Annotated in this window: 15 protein-coding genes; 6 read left to right on the top strand and 9 right to left on the bottom strand. The window is 65.8% G+C overall.

Going from position 1 to position 18,666, the window contains the following annotated elements; genetic code table 11:
• Window positions 1-163: 163 nt before the first annotated feature.
• The 7 genes from AAC071_RS07855 to ppk2 form a co-directional block, all read right to left on the bottom strand.
• Window positions 164-1,474 carry a type II toxin-antitoxin system HipA family toxin gene (locus AAC071_RS07855; RefSeq protein ID WP_339831473.1) on the bottom strand — a complete coding sequence of 437 codons (1,311 nt, stop codon included), beginning with the start codon at window positions 1,472-1,474 and terminating at the stop codon, window positions 164-166.
• Window positions 1,474-1,725: a helix-turn-helix domain-containing protein gene (locus AAC071_RS07850; RefSeq protein WP_339831471.1), complete on the bottom strand. Its 252-nt coding sequence runs from the start codon at window positions 1,723-1,725 to the stop codon at window positions 1,474-1,476. Before AAC071_RS07850 ends, AAC071_RS07855 begins: the two co-directional genes overlap by 1 nt.
• Before the next feature lie 216 nt (window positions 1,726-1,941).
• The gene (locus AAC071_RS07845) at window positions 1,942-2,613 is read right to left on the bottom strand and encodes a hypothetical protein (protein WP_339831469.1); all 672 of its coding nucleotides are present in this window, start codon (window positions 2,611-2,613) and stop codon (window positions 1,942-1,944) included.
• Window positions 2,614-3,216: 603 nt separating this feature from the next.
• Window positions 3,217-4,530, bottom strand: coding sequence for an MFS transporter (locus AAC071_RS07840; RefSeq protein ID WP_339831468.1), 1,314 nt, complete (start codon window positions 4,528-4,530; stop codon window positions 3,217-3,219).
• 429 nt (window positions 4,531-4,959) lie between these two features.
• A complete protein-coding gene (gene rlmJ, locus AAC071_RS07835) occupies window positions 4,960-5,781 on the bottom strand; it encodes a 23S rRNA (adenine(2030)-N(6))-methyltransferase RlmJ (RefSeq protein ID WP_339831466.1) in 822 nt (273 codons plus the stop codon).
• Entirely contained in the window at window positions 5,778-7,112 is a 1,335-nt protein-coding gene (locus tag AAC071_RS07830; RefSeq protein ID WP_339831464.1) for a DUF4010 domain-containing protein, read from the bottom strand. Before AAC071_RS07830 ends, rlmJ begins: the two co-directional genes overlap by 4 nt.
• 7 nt (window positions 7,113-7,119) lie before the next feature.
• Complete coding sequence (ppk2, locus tag AAC071_RS07825; RefSeq protein ID WP_339831463.1) at window positions 7,120-7,938, bottom strand: polyphosphate kinase 2; 819 nt, start codon at window positions 7,936-7,938, stop codon at window positions 7,120-7,122.
• A 193-nt stretch (window positions 7,939-8,131) separates the two neighbouring features.
• Here ppk2 and AAC071_RS07820 point away from each other — a divergent pair, with 193 nt between their 5' ends.
• Window positions 8,132-10,174: a TonB-dependent receptor gene (locus AAC071_RS07820; RefSeq protein WP_339831460.1), complete on the top strand. Its 2,043-nt coding sequence runs from the start codon at window positions 8,132-8,134 to the stop codon at window positions 10,172-10,174.
• Between the two features lie 44 nt (window positions 10,175-10,218).
• Here the strand turns inward: AAC071_RS07820 and AAC071_RS07815 are convergent, their stop codons facing one another.
• Entirely contained in the window at window positions 10,219-10,899 is a 681-nt protein-coding gene (locus tag AAC071_RS07815; protein ID WP_339831457.1) for a ChrR family anti-sigma-E factor, read from the bottom strand.
• Window positions 10,896-11,480, bottom strand: coding sequence for a sigma-70 family RNA polymerase sigma factor (locus AAC071_RS07810; RefSeq protein WP_339831455.1), 585 nt, complete (start codon window positions 11,478-11,480; stop codon window positions 10,896-10,898). Before AAC071_RS07810 ends, AAC071_RS07815 begins: the two co-directional genes overlap by 4 nt.
• Before the next feature lie 261 nt (window positions 11,481-11,741).
• Here AAC071_RS07810 and AAC071_RS07805 point away from each other — a divergent pair, with 261 nt between their 5' ends.
• The 5 genes from AAC071_RS07805 (at window position 11,742) to AAC071_RS07785 (ending at window position 18,660) form a co-directional block, all read left to right on the top strand.
• Window positions 11,742-13,133, top strand: coding sequence for an FAD-dependent oxidoreductase (locus AAC071_RS07805; RefSeq protein WP_339831453.1), 1,392 nt, complete (start codon window positions 11,742-11,744; stop codon window positions 13,131-13,133).
• Complete coding sequence (locus AAC071_RS07800) at window positions 13,130-13,951, top strand: DUF1365 family protein (RefSeq protein WP_339831451.1); 822 nt, start codon at window positions 13,130-13,132, stop codon at window positions 13,949-13,951. Before AAC071_RS07805 ends, AAC071_RS07800 begins: the two co-directional genes overlap by 4 nt.
• A 75-nt stretch (window positions 13,952-14,026) precedes the next feature.
• Entirely contained in the window at window positions 14,027-16,210 is a 2,184-nt protein-coding gene (locus tag AAC071_RS07795; protein ID WP_339831450.1) for an EAL domain-containing protein, read from the top strand.
• A gap of 152 nt (window positions 16,211-16,362) precedes the next feature.
• Window positions 16,363-17,556 carry an acyl-CoA dehydrogenase family protein gene (locus AAC071_RS07790; RefSeq protein ID WP_339831449.1) on the top strand — a complete coding sequence of 398 codons (1,194 nt, stop codon included), beginning with the start codon at window positions 16,363-16,365 and terminating at the stop codon, window positions 17,554-17,556.
• 9 nt (window positions 17,557-17,565) lie between these two features.
• Window positions 17,566-18,660, top strand: coding sequence for an acyl-CoA dehydrogenase family protein (locus AAC071_RS07785; RefSeq protein WP_339831446.1), 1,095 nt, complete (start codon window positions 17,566-17,568; stop codon window positions 18,658-18,660).
• The last annotated feature ends 6 nt before the right edge of the window (window positions 18,661-18,666 follow it).

The raw sequence follows: 18,666 nt of genomic DNA, 5'->3' as shown, positions 1-18,666 counted from the left end.
CATGCAACCCGTCCACCCATTCCTTAGCCGGACAGCAGTGGGTCAAGCCCGGCAAAGACGAGTCGGGGGAGAGGGGTGCAACGTCGATAGCTGGTTCGTTGCCGCTTGTGCAGCGCCCCCGTCCCGTGACCTTGATGCGCTTAATGTCCAATTGCTCTCCCCCTCACAGATCGAACAGCTTCGCCCGTCTGCTCATGGCCGCGGCGAGGCTGTCGACAATCTGTCCGGGGAAATCCTTCGGCATTTCGCGCGCGGTGTTTTCCAGCGCGGCGGGAAGTGCGCCGGTCAGGGCGTCGAAAACACCGCGCAGCTCTTCTTCGGCAATCCCCGCGGCCTTGCCGCTCTGGATGAAGTGCCGGGGGTAGATATCTTCAACGGGGTAGTGCCGGTTGTCGCCGACTGGCATGGCCAGCCGAAACTCCTGCCGCCGCAGTTTCTTCGCATCATGGTTCGGCTGTGCCGACATGATGTCGTAGAGCGGCGTCATGCGGTGGCGACCGCCCGGCGAGAGAAACAGGCTGAAGTTCTTTGCATGTCCGTCCGTCGCGCCCATCAGCCAGAAGACGATCTGCGCCTTCAGGAAAGTCAGACGGTCCTTGTCCGCATCGTCGCTGCCCTTCAGAAGCGACAGGCATTCCCCGATGCCGGGGCCGCCCTCGGCGGTGTATTTCAGCGTCGGCGGAACGGCGAGTGCCTGACAGAAATCCTCCTGCGGCACGCGCAGCAAACGCCCGTCCCGCGTTTCGATGCGGTCGAAGCGTTCAATGGCCAGCACCCGCACATCCTCGAAATCCAGGATTTGACTTTGCGCGGCCTCAAGTCCCAGTGCCCGGCAGAGGGCCAGACAGAAGTGCTCATTCTCAACACTGCGGGTCATGTCGAGGCCGTTGGGTAATTCGCCGAGCTGCGGCTTGAGAATGTGCGTTGTGGGTGTTGTGCCTTTCGGTAGACACCAACCATTGTTCCACAGCAGCGCCGTCTTTTCCTGGGCGCCAGCAATGGAAATGCGAAATTCCCGCTCGCCGTCAGGTCTGATGCCCAGCGGCGCAAAGGCAAGGTTGCGCATGATCGCGGCGATGTCGGCGTCGCTCAGCGGCGTGCATTCCGGCGGGCCCGGCGGCTGCAGATCGTCGCCTTCCGGCACGAACTGCAAGGCGCCGACGCAATCGCGACCGATCCTGTTCAGCAGGCTGAAGGCATCCGGGCCCTCGGCCCCGACTCGCCCGGCGATCACGCGCCTGATCCGGTCGTTGTCGGGCAGCAGATTGTCGAAGAAGGCGGAGACCGGGGCGCCGGTGTAGCGCTCTTCGCGCAGCGGCAGCGAAAGAGAAACCGGCAAGGCCCGGCGTTCATCTGCCAGCCATGTCGTGTCATAGGCAAAGGCAATGGCACCGCCGGCGGCACGCTCAAGAACTCCAACCAACTGACCGTTCAGTGCAACGGTGAGGCGGGCGCTTTTTCGCGTCCGCGCCATCAGAAGATGTCCTCGATGTCGCTATGGGCGCCTTTGGTGCGCGGCTGGATGACAAGCTCGAGATCGAGCGCCCGCAGCAAATCCATGAGGGTGTTGAGCCTGGCGGTCTCAAGCCCGCCCTCCGCTTGAGAGACCGTGCTTTGCCGCAGCCCGGCCCGCCTCGCCAGCTCGGCCTGGGTCAGCTTCTGCCGACGCCGATAGCGGCGCAGGGCCGTTCCGATCTGCTTGGCTGAACGCGCCAACTCCGCCATGGCCATCATCCTCATCAATTTCGTGAGTTATGCGCTATAGCGTATATATTGTCAATATACTCTGTAGAGTATAAATTTATTTTATCTCCTACAGCGTATAAGAAGCCCAAAGAGCCACATCATCCGCAAGTGGCCTCTCGCCTTGCGTGCAGGCTGAGGAATGGCGGTTTTGTGGGGGGATGCGTTCCCCTTGCGTGAGGCCTTCGGCCGACGGGGTTACGGCGCGACCATGGCGGCGAGGGTGCCGCCGCAGGCGGTCTGCAGCTGCTCGGCGTAGAAGCTGTGGCTGTCGCGGGCGTCGCGGGCGGCGCGCATGGCGAAGACTTCATGCGCGGTGCGGCATTTGGCGGTGGCGTCGGCGGCAAGGTCGGGCGGCAGGGCGCCGGCGGTGGCGGCATTGGCGAAATTGATGTAGCGCAGCGCACTTGCCTTCAGCGATGCCGCGCCCGGTTCGTCGGCGAGGATACTGGCGGCCAGCGCCTGGCAGAGTTCGCCGTCGCGCGCGCAGATGCGGTCATAGGCAATGGCGTTCCAGTAGAGCGCCTCGCTGTAGGCGGGCGGGGCCGGACGCTCGGAGGCTTCGGGCGCCCGGGCGATCAGGCCGAAGACCGAGCCGGCGAAGAAGGGTTCCTTGTCGAGCCAGCGGCGGCCGAGCGCCAGGCCGTCTTTCAATGCCTGGGCGGTGGCGACGCCGGCGACCAGATCCTTCTGCAGCATGTTGAAACGATAGAGGTCGCCGGTGCCGATCTTGCGCCAGGCGGCGGCGGCGCGTTCGGCGATCAGCTGGTCGGCCGCCGGTTTGCCGAAAAAGGGCATCGCCTGCGCGGGCAGGGCGGCCGGGGCGGCGAGCAGCGCGGCGAGAAGGGCGGCGGCGAAAGAACGGAACATGGCGAGGCCCCCCGGGGTGGTGCGCGGTTTGCGCGTCAGCCGGAGTATGGCGGGCGAATGCTAATGAAAGCTTGCGCCGGGGGAAGGGAAGGAAGGGGTTTCACGCGGCCTGTCCTCCGTAGCTGCGAAGCAGCGCAGGAGGAAGGCGCGGAGAAGAGGTTCACGCGAAGGCGCGAAGACGCGAAGGAAGGTTTTTGCACGCAGAGCCGCAGAGACGCAGAGGTGCTGCGGATGCGGTTGGTCATTGCGTATCCCACCCGCCCCTTGGGGCGGCGTGCGCTTGATCTGACTGCCCGCCGCTGGCGCGGCGGGCGGAAGATTGTTTGTCGCTGCTTCGCTTCGTTCGCGATGACGGCGTTTGTTTGGGGTGTTGGCCAAAACAAAGGTGTCACCCCGGCGAAAGCCGGGGCCCATTGGTTCCCTCAGCAAGGGCGATTGTGCACGGGGTTGACGGCGATGTGCGGCGTCGAGCGCTGCGGCAAGAGGAACTGCGAGTGGGCCCCGGCTTTCGCCGGGGTGACACCTGTGGGTGGGGTTGGTGCCGGGCCTCCAAATCCCGTCGCTCCGCTCGCAATGACGATGCCGGGAGAGAGCGTTGCGCCGCTAGAGCCGCTTCCCGCGCTTGCGCGGTTCGTCGACCAGGAAGGTCATGGTCAGCAGCGCGGCGAGGAGGACGGCGATCGAAAGCGCGAAGAGGGCGTCGAAGGAAATCGCATAGGCGACGACGCCGCCCAGCAAGGGACCTGCCGCATGCATCAGCGAGGTCGCGGTGTTCAGCACCGCGATGCGCATCGGCAGGTCGTCGCGGGCGCCGAACTCGACGATGATGTTCTGATTGCTGTTCTGGAAGCCGCCCTGGCCGGCGCCGAGGCCGGCGAAAGCGATGGCCAGCGGCCAGAGCGTGTCGACGGCCAGCAGCAGCCCGGTGGCCGCGCCCCAGGTGCCGACCGACAGGATGAAGACCAGACGGTTGCCGAAGCGGTCGGCCAGCCAGCCCCAGAAGAGATTGGTCGTGGTCTGGGCCAGCAGGAAGGCGGTCGAGAGGATGCCGATGGTGGCGCCCGAAAGGCCGATGCGCTCGCCGGCATAGAGAATGTAGAAGGGGACCGCCATGGTGCCGAGCGCGGCAAGGCCGGCGGCCAGATAGAAGCGGCCGAGCGCGGGGTCGGCCTTCAGCATCATCGGGATCTCGCGCAACCGGCCGCCAAAGCCGGCGCGGGCGCGGATGGTCGGCGGTTCGGGTTCGCGCACCAGCATCAAGAGCGACAGGCCGATCGAGGTCAGGATGAAGGCCATCAGGAAGGTCGCGGCATAGCCATTGCCGAAGAGATTGCCCTCGACGAAATAATGCCCGCCCATCCAGGAGACGCCGGCGGCGGTGAGGCCGGCGGCGAAATTGCGGAAGCCGGTCAGGCGGCCGCGCAGCCTGAGCGGGATCACCTTGGCCATCAGCGTGTTGAAGATCACCGCCTGCATGCCGTTGAACAGGCCGAAGAGGCAGAGAAAGCCGATGGCGGTGATGAGCGCCCAGCGCTCGGGCAGGAAGAAGCCCCCCAGCGCCAGGCCCAGCACGCCGGCGCGCATGCCCCAGCCGATCAAGAGGCCCATCGGCAGCACGCGCTTCCTGTGTTCGATCAGCGTGGCGCCGAAGATCGAGGAGGCGGAAGCGCCGATCCATTGCGCGGCCAGCGCCAGACCGACCAGGAACTCCGAGCCCGAGAGCAGGTAGATGTAAGCCGGGACGAAGGTCGGCGCGTTGACCAGGCGGAAGCCGGTCTGGCCGAGCAGGCCGTGGGCGAGATTGGCCGCATAGTTGCGGCGGAGATTGGCCTCGATCTCGGCTTCATAGGCGGTTTCGGCCGCGGCGAGGCGGCGGGCGCGTTCGTCTTCGTCGCTCGGAGGGGGCTCCCGGTCCACGCGCCTTGTCCTTGTTCTACCTGACTGTTTGTCAGGGCTGGCGTCGGGCGCCTTTATAGACTGGAAGCGGCGTTCGGGTCATTCGATTCGTTGGGGCTGCGGGGAAGGGAAGGAAGAAGGGTTTCACGCGGAGACGCGGAGGCGCGGAGAAAAGGTTCACGCGAAGACGCGAAGAAGAAGAAAGGTTTTGCACGCAGAGGCGCAGCCTGTCCTCCGAAGCTGCGAAGCAGCGCAGGAGGAAGACGCAGAGGAGCTGCGGCGGGCGGAGGGGTTGTGCCATGACCTTCGTCTGTTGTGTCTTCCACCCGCCCCTGGGGGGCGGGTCGAAAAATGCGAACGCAGTGAGGATTTTTCGGGGCGGGGGCGCTGAGGATGCGGCGGATGCCTGCGTTTGCGAATTCAAGGATTGGCGCTGCGCGCCGGAAGGATTCAGGGCCTCAGCCATTCCTCGCGGGCGCGGGCGCCGGGGGCCTGGGCCAGGGTTTCGGCCAGCCAGTCGAGCATGTCTCTTGCCGTGCCGGCCAGTGTCCAGGGCGGGTTGACGACGACGAGGCCGCAGCCGGTCATGCGGGCCGGATCGGCGGCCATGATGTGAAGTTCGAGGCAGAGGGTTTTCGGCGGGCCTTCTTCGGCGAGACGTTCGAGAAAGGCGCCGGAGACCGAGGGGTCCTTGACCGGATACCATAATATGTAAGTGCCGGTGGCGAAGCGGGCGGTCGCGTCCGCCAGTGCCTCGAAGAGGCGGGTGAATTCGTCGCGGGATTCGAAAGGCGGGTCGATCAGCACGATGCCGCGGCGCTCCTTCGGCGGCAGCATCGATTTCAGCGCCGCGTAGCCGTCGATCGCATGGGTCTTGATGCGGGCGTCGCGGGCGAAATTGCGTTTCAGCGCCGCGGCGTCTTCGGGGTGCAGTTCGCAGAAGGCCAGGCGGTCGGTTTCGCGCGCCATGCGCGCGGCGATCAGCGGCGAGCCCGGATAATGCATCAGCGGATCGTCGCCGAGCGCCGCAAGATATGGCGCCAGCGCGGCATGCGGCGCTTCGGCGGCCAGCACGCGGGCGATGCCGGCATGGAACTCGCCGGTCTTCTGCGCCTCGATGCCCGAGAGATCCGTCTCGCCGGTGCCGGCATGGGTGTCGAGCAGGAAGAAGGGTTTCTCCTTCAGCTTCATGTGCTCGATCACCACGGCCAGGATCGCGTGTTTCATTACATCGGCGAAATTGCCGGCATGATAGGCGTGGCGGTAGTTCATGCCGGGGCCAGCATCAGGAAGGCGGCGGCAAGGCCGATGCCGGCCAGCAGCAGCAGCGCCAGCGCCGGCACCAGGCCGGCGCGGCGTCCGGCAAAGATCAGCATGTAGCCGCCCTTCAGGACGTTGTTGGAGGCGGCCGCGATCAGGATGGCGGCGGCGGCGAAATGCAGCGGCGCGGCGCCCTGCGCGACGTTGAGAACCAGCGGGTCGACATCGGTGACGCCGGCCAGCGCGGCGATGACAAAGAGGCTGCCTTCACCGAATTCGGTGCGCGCCCAGCCGACGGCCAGCGAGAGGACGACGAAGAGCAGGGCAAAGATCAGCGCCGTCTGCAGTTCGAGCGGGTTGACCGGCGGCAGCACGTCTTCCTCGCTGCCATGCCGGGCGGTGCGGTCGTGGCGCCAGAGCAGCAGGGCGGCGACGCCAAGGCCGATCAGCAGCAGCAGCGCGATGGCGGGTGCCAGGGTTTTCGCCAGGGTCAGGTTGAAGATCGCGACCACGACCAGGATGCGCAGGAACATCACCGCCGTCGACAGCACCAGCGCCGCATGCAGGCGGTCGAGGCGCGTCTTCGCGATGCGCGCCTGGCGCGAGAGCAGCACGGTGATGGCGGTCGAGGAATAGAGGCCGCCCAGCGCGGCCGAATAGAGCAGGCCGCGGCGCGGCGCGATGTAGCGCTGCAGCAGGTAGCTGGCATAGGAGAGCGTGCTGACAACGACGACGGCCAGCCAGACCTGATAGGGGGTGATGGGGGTCAGGGCGGTGACCGGTTCGTTGGAGACCAGCGGCAGCACGACGCCGATGATGATCAGGAACTTGGCCAGCGTGAATAGCTCGCCGCCCATGCGGTCGGAAAAGGCGTGCAGCTTTTCGCGCGCGCTGGCCAGCAGGACCGCGGCAACTGCCATGGCGACCGCGACCCAGAGCGGTTCGGTCAGCACGACGGCGCCGAGCAGATAGGCGATCACATTGCCGAGCGGCGCCATGATGGTGCCGTTGAGCCGGGTGTCGGGTTCCTCGCCTGGCTCGGGCTCGGCGCGCTGCTGGGCGAGGCTCTGCCAGTACCAGATCGACAGCCAGGCGCCGAGCACCGCCAGCCCGCCCAGATAGAGCAGCGGCGGTTCGGGCGCCAGCGCATAGAGCAGCGCGCCGGCAAAGGCCAGAAGCGGAAAGGTGCGCACGCCGCCCGGCGGCTTCAGGCGGCCGCTGCCCAGATATTCCTCCCAGGCCAGGCCCAGAAAGAAGGAGAGGCCAAGCAGCGTCAACAGGCGCTCGGGCGCCAGCAGCGCATCGGGCATGGCGGCGAAGAAGGGTTCGGTCGCGTCGGGCATGGCGGCCTCAGGCTGCGACGATGCCGGATGTCAGCAGCGCCGGTTCGAAGGGCATGACGATGCGGCGGTCGGGCGCGGCCGTCGCGATGTCCTTGCCATCATAGTCGATGCGCGAAAGGAGATCGCGGATCACGTTGAGGCGGGCATGGCGCTTGTCGTCGGCGCGGACGACCGTCCAGGGCGCCTGCAGGCTGTGGGTGCGGGTCAGCATCGCGTCGCGGGCGCGGCTGTAGTCGCGCCAGTGCTTCAGCGCGACATGGTCGATCGGCGAGATCTTCCATTGTTTCAGCGGGTCGGCGCGGCGCGCGGCCAGGCGCTTCTTCTGTTCGGGCTTCGAAATGTCGAGATAGTATTTCACCAGCTGGATGCCCGAGCCCGTCAGCATGTTCTCGTAGAGCGGTGCCGAGGTCATGAAGCGTTCATGCTGCTCGTCGGTGCAGAAACCCATCACGCGCTCGACGCCGGCGCGGTTGTACCAGCTGCGGTTGAAGAGCACGAGTTCGCCGGCCGACGGCAGATGCGCGGTGAAGCGCTGGAAATACCATTCGCTGCGTTCGCGATCGGACGGCTTGCCGAGCGCAACGACGCGGGTTTCGCGCGGGCTGAGATGCTGGACCACGCGCTTGATGACGCCGTCCTTGCCGGCCGCGTCGCGGCCCTCGAAGATCACCAGCAGGCGGCGGTCATGGGCGATGATGTCGCGCTGCAGCTTGACCAGCTCGACCTGCAGCGCATAGAGCGCCTTGCGGTAGCGCTTGTCGGAGAGCGGCGCCGGCGGTGCGGCGGCCGGCTTCGTCGCCTTTTCGGATCCTGCCTTTGCTGCCATTGCGGTTCCTTTCGCCTGCGGCCGCGGGCAGCTTAGCCCGCCGGGGGCCGGGGCGGAATGGCGCCGCCGCCCTTCCTTTCAAGCCCGTTCCTTCGGGGGGTTGATCGGCGCGGCGGATAGCGCTATCAGAGTGTTACAGTATAACATACGGTCATCGGGCCGGCGTCCGGCGCCGGGTTCAAGGGGGCTTCAGATGAAACATTTCGCTTCACCGCTTTACGCGGCGGCTTCGGTCCTGGCGCTTGGCACCGCATCGGCGGCGCTGGCCGAGGAAGCCGTGGCGCCGCGGGTCGTCGTCACCGCCTCGCCGCTGGCGGCGCCGCTTGAGGAACTGGCCGTGCCGGTCACTGTCGTCACGCGGGAGGAGATCCTCGCCTCGCCGGCAACCAGTATCGGCGGGTTGCTGGGCGAGAAGCCGGGCATTGCCTCGAGCTCGTTTGCAGCGGGCGCCAGCCGGCCGATCATTCGCGGTCTCGACAATACGCGGGTCCGGATGCAGGAAAACGGCATCGGCGCCGGCGACGTATCGGCGGTCAGCGAGGATCATGGCGTGCCGATCGATCCCCTGTCGGCCAAGCGCGTCGAAGTGGTGCGCGGGCCGGCCGTTCTGCGCTATGGCAGCGAGGCGATCGGCGGCGTCGTCAACGTCATCAACAACCGCATCCCGACCGCGATGCCGAAGGACGGTTTCGAGGGCGAGGTGTCGGCCAGTTACAATCACGTCGATTATGGACGGCAGGGATATGCCGATCTCAATGTCGCGACCGGCAATGTCGTCTGGCATGTCGACACCTTCGCGCGCAAGACCGGCAATTACGAAATTCCGGATCAGCCGACCAAACGGCAGCCGCATACATGGACCGAGAGCGCGGGCGTCGCGGGCGGTGCGTCGGTGCTGCTCGAGAACGGCCATGTCGGGGCCTCGGTCAGCCATTACGACAGCGAATACGGCATCCCCGCGCCCGAGACTCCCGGCAATCCGATCCATATCCAGATGCGGCAGACCAAGCTGCAGGCCTCGAGCGGACTCGAATTCGCTGGCGGCTTCTTCAGCGGTCTGGATATCAGCGGCGGCTACAGCGACTATTCGCATGGCGAGATCGATGCCACGGGGGCAACCGGTTCGCGCTTCGACAACAAGGAATGGGAAGTGCGGGGCGAGTTGATGCACCGGGCCGTCGGGCCGTTCACCGGCGCGGTCGGGATGCAGTTGCGCAACCGGCGGATCGAGGCGGCGGGCGAGGGCGGCGAATTGCTGGCGCCGACCGAGACTGACGCGGTGGCCGGGTTCATCTTCGAGGAAATGCCGCTCGGCGACAGGCTGAAGCTGCAGCTGGGCGGGCGCGCCGAGCATGTCGACGTGTCCGGCCGGGCACTCGACTTCACCGTGCCGCTGGCGCCGTTCGACTATGCGGTGTCGCGCAAGTTCACCCCGGTCAGCGGTTCGGCCGGACTGGTGCTGACGCTTGATGGCGGCGTCGTGCTCGGCGCCACGGTGCAGCGTGTCGAGCGCGCGCCGGACGCGCTCGAACTGTTCTCGAAAGGACCGCATGAGGCGACCGAGACCTTCGAGGTCGGCGATCCGATGCTCGGCAAGGAAACGGCGCGAACCATCGAGTTCAACGCGCGGCGCGCGGGCGACGACTTCTCCTTCGAGGCAGCGATCTTCCACAGCTCGTTCAGCGACTTCATCTACAAGCGGCTGACCGGCGAGACTTGTGACGACAGCTTCGATACCTGTACGCCGCATGGCACCGGCAACGAGCTCGACCAGGTGTTCTTCACGCAGGCGGACGCCACGTTTCGCGGCTTCGAGGCGGCGGGCAGCGTGACGCTGGCGCGCTGGGGTACGGCACGCGCCGGCATCACCGGGCAGTTCGACATGGTGCGCGCCACGCTCGATGCGGGCGGCAACGTGCCGCGCATTCCGCCGATGCGGGCCGGCGCCGGCGTTTTCTATGCGGGCGAGGCCGTGTCGGGCAGGCTCGGTTTCCTGCATGCCTTCGCCCAGGACCGGCTCGATGCCAACGAGACCGAGACCGGCAGCTACACCAATCTCAAGGCCGAGCTGCGCTATCGCGTGCCGGCCTCGATGACCGGGACCACAGCGGTCGAACTGGCGCTGGTGGGGGAGAACCTGCTCGATCACGACATCCGTCATCACAGTTCGTTCAAGAAGAACGATGTGCTGCAACCCGGCCGGAATGTTCGGCTGGTGGCGACGGCGCGGTTCTGAGATACCGGCCCGCCGGGCGGTCGCGGAGGGTGTCCCCCCGCCTTCTAGAGACCGATGAAGGGCTGGACCAATCTCGCAGGCCAGCTTTCGAAGCGGATCGGGCCTTCGGTGAGGGCGAGGCAGATGCATTCCTCGCCCTCATCGATTCCGAGGGCATGCATGCGGCTGTCGTCGCTCTCCTCGACATCGCCGGGGCGGAGGCGGCCATGCGGATCGCTGAAGCTGCCTTTCAGCACCAGCACAAGCTCGGTGCCGCGATGGCCATGCTTCGGCACCTGAATGCCGGGTTGTGCGCGCAGCATCCAGAGGCGCTGGTCGTTGGGTCCGCCGCGCCAGAGCTTGACCTTCTTCATGCCCGGTCCGAGGAAACTCCATTTGAGATCGTCGATACCGCCGCCGAGCCAGTCGCGCAGGGGGGCGGGCAAGGGGTCGCCGCCTGCCGCGCGCGGCGCGGGGGCCGGCGCTGCGGGCAGCGGCGCGTCGAGGCGGGCCAGCGTCTGCGCCAGCGCATCGGGTGCCATCAGATCGGGGGCGACCGTTTCGAGCAGCGCGCCGCCCGCCGCCTCGGCGACAGCCAGGCGTTCGGCCGCATCGTCGAGAAAGCTCAGATGTGCGGCCACCAGCAGCGACTGACCTTCCGAGAGCGCGCCCGCCGCATAGGCCATCAGCCACTCGTCGCCGAGGCGATGGGTAACGGGCGAAGGGGTCAGGGACATGGCACTCATTTCAGATCCTCCAGTACCGCCCGCAGGCGGCCGAAAGCAAGTCGCAGTCTCGATTTGACGGTACCGAGCGGAATGTCGAGGCGTTCGGCAATGGCCGAATGGGGCAGGCCCTCGAGGAAGGACAGCGCCACCACTTCGGCCTGATCCGGCGGCAGATCCGACATGGCCGCATGGACGCGCGTACCGATCTGGGTGGCTGCCATGCTCTCATCGGCCGGGCGCGGCGCCTCGGGCACCAGCATCGGATCGGCGGGATCGAGATCGGGGCGGCGTTCGCGGCGCACCGTGTCGATGAAGCGGTTTCGCGCAATCGCGAATATCCATGTACCGGCAGAGGCCTTGGCCGGGTCGAAGAGAGCGGCCTTGCGCCAGACGGTCAACATAACCTCCTGGGCGAGATCCTCGGCAAGGCGCTCATCGACATGCATGCGGCGCAGATAGGACTTCACGCGCGGCGCATAGTGGCCGAAAAGCCGTGCAAAGGCCGTGCGATCACCGTCCTGCGCGATGGCGGAGATCAGGGCCGCCATTTCTTCCGCCAATCCGTCCGACGCCGTTGCGGGCGTCCTGTCTCGATTCATCGGGCCCAGCTTTCTCAGATCCGGCCGCCACTTTGTGCGGCCGGCTCGGGCCGGGCTGATCTGCAATTTACCGGTTGCGGTCATATGCCAGATACGGGCCCGGACTGCCCGCGGATCACATGCGGGCAGATGGTGCGGCGAGTCTAGGGGCTTGGCGCCAATTGTGAAAGCCGGGCACAGAGCGGCGTTCGGGCGCAGGGTGATCCGCGGCCGGAACCAGGCCGTATGGAACAGTGACCGTTTTCCTTACCGAGATTGACCATGGCCCCTTTCGATGACCGCGCTTCCCGCCCCTTCGACAGGCGCGGCTCCGACCGCCAGCGGCTGCGTATTGCCGTTGTCGGCACCGGCATATCGGGCTTGTCGGCCGCCTGGCTGCTTTCGCGCGGGCACGACGTGACCGTCTACGAGAAGAATGATCGTATCGGCGGACATTCGAACACGGTGGTGGCCGATCTGCCGGAAGGGCCCGTGCCGGTCGATACCGGTTTCATCGTCTATAACGAACGCAACTATCCCAACCTGACCGCGATGTTCGACACGCTCGGCGTTGCGACCAGCGCCAGCAACATGTCGTTTGCCGCTTCGCTGGAAACCGGGGGTGGGCGTCGCTTCGAATATTCCGGATCGGGCCTCAACGGGATATTTGCCGACCGGCGGAATATTGTCAGCCCGCGCATGTGGCGGATGATCGGCGACATATTGAGGCTCTATCGCTCGGCGCCCGATCTTGTTGCGCTGGCGGGTCTCGACCAGAAGCCGCTCGGCGAATTCCTGCGCGAACAGGGATATTCGGCCTCCTTGCGCGACGATCATCTGCTGCCGATGTGCGCGGCGATCTGGTCGCTCCCGATCGAGCGGGTCGAGCAGTTTCCGGCGCTCGCCTTTCTGCGCTTCTTCGACAATCATGGGCTGATGCGGCTGAGCGGCCGGCCCGCCTGGCGCACGGTAACGGGCGGTTCGCGCGAATATGTCGCGCAGCTCGCCGCGCCGCTCGCTGCGCATATCCGAACCTCCACGGGCGTTGCCTCGATCCGTCGCGATGCGCAGGGTGTGACGGTGTATGACGTGCGCGGTGGTGTCGAACGCTACGATCATGTTGTCATCGGCTCACATAGCGACGAGGCGCTGGCCATGCTTGCCGATGCCGATGGGCGCGAACAAGACTTGCTGGGTGCGATGCCCTATCAGCGCAATATCGCCTGGCTTCATTCGGATCCGGCCTTCATGCCGCGGAACCGGCGCGTCTGGTCGAGCTGGAACTATATGGGTGGCGGCGCGGGTTCGCCGGTCTGTGTCAGCTACTGGATGAACCTGCTGCAACCGCTGGCGACCGACCGGCCGCTCTTCGTCACGCTCAATCCGTCGCAGGATCCAGCGCCCGAACATGTGTTTGAACGGATCGAATATGATCACCCGGTGTTCGATGCGGGTGCCTTTGCCGCCCAGCGCCGGCTCTGGGAGATACAGGGGGCGCGTCGCACCTGGTTCTGCGGGGCCTATTTCGGTTCGGGTTTTCACGAGGACGGTTTGCAGGCGGGACTTGCCGTCGCCGAGCAGCTGGGCGGTGTCGAGCGGCCATGGACCGTTGCCAATCCCTCCGGCCGCATTTCACTGGCGCCGACGCATCAAGCTATGGAGGTTGCCGTTTGAACGCTGCAGCAAGGTCGCGTCTCTATTCCGGCACGGTGTTCCATCGCCGGCTGCGGCCGTGCGTTCACGCGCTTTCCTATCGCGTCTTCTACATGCTGCTCGATCTCGACGAGTTGCCGGCGCTGTCGCGGCGCTGGCGGCTGTTTGCCCATAACCGTTTCTCGCTCTTCAGTTTTCATGACAGCGATCACGGCGACGGATCGGGCCGGCCGCTGCGCCTCTGGATCGAGGCGCAACTGGCGCGGGCCGGCATCGAGACCGGCGGCGGGCGGATCGAGGCGCTTTGTCTGCCGCGCGTGCTGGGCCATGTCTTCAATCCGCTGACCGTCTATTTCTGTCATCGCGCCGATGGCGGGCTTGCGGCCATGCTCTACGAGGTCAACAATACTTTTGGCGACCGGCACAGCTATCTCATTCCGGTCGAAAGTCCGGAGGCCGGCATCGTCTCGCAGGCCTGCGACAAGGCCTTCTACGTGTCGCCTTTCCTGCCGGTTGCGGGGCGCTATCACTTCAAGGTTCTGCGTCCGGGTGCGCGGCTGGCACTGACCATCCGCGAAAGCGACGAGGGCGGTGCGATGCTGACGGCATCCTTCGCGGGGGAGGCACGTCGCTTCGACGACCGGCAGCTTGCGCTTGCGTTTCTGCGCCATCCGCTGTTGACGCTCAAGGTCGTCGGCGGCATTCACTGGGAGGCGCTGCGGCTGTGGCTCAAGGGCATCAAGCTGGCGACGCGGCCGGCGGCGCCATCGAGTCCGGTGACGATTGTTCCGTTTCGGGACAAAGGCACCGCCGTTTCGCCCCGCGTAACGCAATCTTAGTTTCCCAAGCCCTATAAACGCTTGAGTTTCCCGACAATCCGGCATCGCGCCGGGTGTCGACGCGCGAGGAATCAAGTGTCTGTCGAGTATGAGGGCGAAACGCCGCAGACCCGGACAAAGCCGCCTGGCGACAGGGGCCGGACGGCGCGTGTGCACACTCGTCTGACGACGCTGCGCGCCGGCATTGCAGCGCATTTCCTGTCGCTGCGCGCCAAGGTCGTCGCGCTTCTGACGCTGGTCGGTGCGGTGCTTGTCGTCCTCAGCGGTGTCTATGTCGTCACCATGTTCAACCAGAATCTCGCGCATGAAGCCGAGCTGCGTGCAGCTGCGGCCAGCGATGTGCTGACCTATGCCGCGCAGCAGACGGGTTCCGGCGAGATGGGGCCGATCCTTTCGGCGGTCGGGAATGCGCCCTACATCAAGGACGTTGCCATTGCCGATCGCGACGGGCGGATCGTTGCCGCCTCCGATGCGGCATGGCGGGGCCGGCAAATCGAGGCGACCATGCCGGCAATGCCAGGTCTGCCGAGTGCCATGCCCCGGCCTTTCGCCATCGAACCGCAGATGCATCTGCCGGGAGGCAGCCTTCGCGGCGGCGATTTCGCCGTCTGGATCGATCTGCCCCATACCGGACAGCGCGTGATGACGCTTGTGCGTATCGACATGGAGCGATTGGTCACACGTCTGACGACCCGGGCATGGAACATCATGACCTGGCTTACCATCACGGCGATCCTTGCCATTCTGACCATTTCGATGCTGATCCACCGTATCGTCATCGCACCGATCGAGGCATTGCGCGACTATGCCCGGGACAACCGTCATGAGGACGGGGCAGCGCCCGCGCATGGCGATGAGATCGGCGTCGTGGCGCGCGCACTGACCGCCTCGTTCCAGGCGGCCCGCGATGGCGAGGCGCGGCTGGCCAGTCTTGCCGCGACCGATGGCCTGACCGGCCTCGACAATCGCGGTTACTTCAAGACGCAGCTTGCGGACGCGATCGCCAGGGCGGAGCGGGAGTCCGTTGTTGTCGGCGTCATGATCCTCAATCTCGACAACTTCAAGGACATCAACGATACGCTGGGGCATGACTGGGGCGACCGTGTGTTGCAGCGTACGGCGGAAATTCTCAAGGGCTGCCGCCGCGACGGGGATGTGGTGGCACGTATCGGCGGCGATGAATTCGGTATCGTGCTCAACAATGTCCGCAGCGCCGACGACGCACTTGAACTGGCGAGCCGCCTCATCCGCGCGGTCGGCGCGCCGTTCCGTCTCGGCGCGCAGGAACTGCAGCAGGCGTCCTGTGTCGGCATGACGTTGTTTCCACAGGATGGGCGCGATGCCGATGTGCTGATGAAGAATGCCGATCTTGCGCTGTCGCGGGCCAAGCAGGAAGGTGCCGGCGCCTGCGTGCTCTATCGGCACGAGCTGCATCTGCGCGCCATCGAGCGCAACCAGATCGAACGCGATCTGCGCGGCGCCATGGCGCGGCAGGAACTGATGCTCTACTACCAGCCGAAAGTCGACGTCGCGAGCGGCCGGATCACCGGTGCGGAAGCGTTGATACGCTGGCATCACCATGAACGCGGATTCATTCCGCCATCGGTCTTCATCCCGGTTGCCGAGCGGAGCGGCTTTGTTGCCGAGCTCACCAAATGGGTGCTCGACGAGGCGTGCCGCCAGAACAGATTGTGGCAGGATGACGGGCTGCCGCGCATTGCGGTTGCGGTCAATGTCTCTGCGATCGATCTCCGGCGCACCGATCTCACCGATACGATCGCCAATACGCTGATTGCGCACGGGCTCTCGCCGCAATATCTCGAACTCGAAGTGACCGAAAGCATGGTGATGCAGGATGTCGACACGGTGATCGGCACGCTGCGCCGTCTGCGCAGCCTCGGCATCGGCATCGGCATCGACGATTTCGGCACCGGCTATTCCTCGCTTGCCTATCTCAAACGCTTCCCGGTCAAACGCCTGAAGATCGACCGCAGCTTCATTCATGACGTCGCCGACAATCGCGACGGGCATGTGATTCCGAAAGTGATCATCGATCTTGCGCATGCGCTGGGTGTGTCGGTGGTTGCCGAAGGCGTCGAAAGTGCCGACCAGTTCGATGCGCTGCGCAAGCTCGGTTGCGACGAAGTTCAGGGCTATTTCCTTGGCCGGCCGATGCCGCCTGCCGAGTTCGAGGTCTTTCTGCGCAATTCGCCGGCGGGCGGCCGGCGGCCGGTCGCGCTCGCCGGTTCGGCGGCCTGACGTCTCCTTCCCTTCGTTGACGCAGCGTGCGCCTCGCCATGCGCAGCGGCGCTTTACGTACCCGCCGCGCGCGCTAAACTCCCGCTCCTCAGAAACCAACAACGAGCGCGGAGGCCTGCCGGCCGTCCGAGCCGCGCCGGGAGACGCATCCCATGGATCTCGCCTACGGACCCCAATATGACGCCTTTCGCGCCGAGGTTCGCGCCTTCATCGCGGCGCATGGCGCCAGGGCGCCGCGCCGTTTCGGCGTTTCGCGGCCATCCGACGAGACACTGGCATGGCAGCGCCTGCTGATCGAGCATGGCTATGCGGCCCGAACGGTGCCGAAGGCATATGGCGGCTATGGCGCCGAACCCGACATTCTGAAATCGCGCATCATTGCCGAAGAATTCACGGCAGCCGGATTGCCGATGGGGATCGCCAATCAGGGCATTTCGATGCTGGTGCCGACGCTGCTGGAACTGGGGACCGAGGAGCAGAAGAAGAAGTGGATCGCGCCGACGCTGCGCGGCGAGGTGGTCTGGTGCCAGGGCTATTCCGAGCCGGGTTCGGGGTCCGATCTTGCCTCGCTGCAGACCAGGGCCGTCGAGGATGGCGACGATTTCGTCATCAACGGCCAGAAGATCTGGACCTCGACGGCACATGCGGCCGACATGATCTTCTGTCTCGTGCGCACCGAACCCGAGGCGAAGAAGCATGAAGGCATTTCCTACCTGATCTTCTCGATGAAGACGCCCGGGATCGAGGTGCGTCCGCTGAAGACGATGACCGGTCATGCCGAGTTCAACGAAGTCTTCTTCACCGATGTGCGGGTGCCGCAGAAGGACATCGTGGCGGGGCGCGGGCAGGGCTGGTTCGTGGCCAATGCCACGCTGAAGCATGAGCGCGGCATGCTGGGCGACCCCAACCAGGCCGGCACGCGTCTCAAGGAAATCGTCGATCTGATGCAGAAGGAAACGATCGACGGGACGCGGCTGATCGATCATCCGGGCTATCGCGACCGGCTGGTCGAACTGCAGGGGCGGGTTCTTGCGATGCAGTTTCACGGACTCAGGCTGCTGACGGCCGCGACCAAGGGCGAGGATCCGGGCATCGCGCGCCTGATCGTCAAGTTGCAGGGCTGCGAGATCAATCATCAGCTGGCGGCGCTTGCGATCGATGCGCTGGGCGAGATCGGGGTTCTCTACGAAGACAGCCCGCATCTGCGTGCCGGCGGCTCGTGGCAGCATCGCTACATGTTCGATCTCGGGCTGATCATCGGCGGCGGCACGGCGCAGATCCAGAAGAACATCATTTCGGAGCGCGGGCTCGGCATGCCGCGCGAACCGAAGCCGGCCAAGGCATAGGAGCGACACATGGAATTCGGATTGTCGGAAGATCAGAAGCTGCTTCAGGAAAGCATCGGCCGGACGCTCGAAAAGGTTTCGCCGCTGGAACGCGTGCGCCAGGCGGCCGAAGGTCATGACACCCATGCGGGCGATGTGTGGCAGGCGCTCGTCGAACTGGGCGTGACGGGCATGCTGGTGGCCGAGGAGCATGGGGGCATGGGCATGACGCTGCTCGATGCGGCGCTTGCCGCCGAAATGCTCGGCCGCCATGTCGCGCCGGTGCCGTTTGTCGCCACCGCCGTGATGGCGCCGATCGCGCTTGCCGGCGCGGGCAGCCAGGCGCAGCAGGCGGCGTGGCTGCCGAAGCTTGCGAGCGGTGCGGCTGTGGCCGGCGTCGCGGCATCGGAGCAGGCGGCGGGCGCGCGGGACGGTGCCGGCATCACGGCCGGCGGCGGCAGGCTCAACGGCACGGCGCTTTTCGTACTCGATGCGGCGGCGGCCGACGTCTTCATCGTCGCGGACAATGCGCGTGGCCTGCATCTCGTCCGGGGCGATGCGAAGGGGCTGACGCGGATCGCGCTCACGAGCATCGACCTGACGCGCCCGCTTGGCGAATTGCGCTTCGACAATGTCGAGGCCGAACCGCTGGCTTCGGGCGATGCGGGCGCGACCCTGCGGCGCATGATCGATGCCGGCCGGACGATGCTTGCGGCCGATACGCTGGGCGCCGGCTGGATGATGATCGAAAAGGCGGTTGCCTATGCCGGCGAGCGCAAGCAGTTCGGCCGGGTCATCGGTTCGTTCCAGGCGGTCAAGCATATGTGTGCCGAAATGTCGGCCGAGCTTGAGCCCTGCCGGTCGCTGGTCTGGTATGCGGCGCATGCCTTCGATGCGATGCCCGATGAGGCCCGACTGATGGCGGCGCATGCGAAGTCGCTGACGTCGGAAACCGGACGCTTCGTCGCACGCACTGCAACAGAGGTGCATGGCGGCATGGGCTTCACGGATCTTGTCGGCCTGCATTACTGGTTCAAGCGGATCGGTCTCAACCGTCAGCTACTCGGCGCGCCGGAGCGGGTGCGTCATGAAGCGGCGGTGCTGCAGGGCTGGGCGGCCGACTGAGCGCCG

The sequence above is a fragment of the uncultured Parvibaculum sp. genome (genome assembly GCF_963975745.1).
Lineage (GTDB): Bacteria > Pseudomonadota > Alphaproteobacteria > Parvibaculales > Parvibaculaceae > Parvibaculum.
Note: the sequence above shows the minus strand (reverse complement) of the source record. Positions and strands in the feature narration are given on the sequence as shown.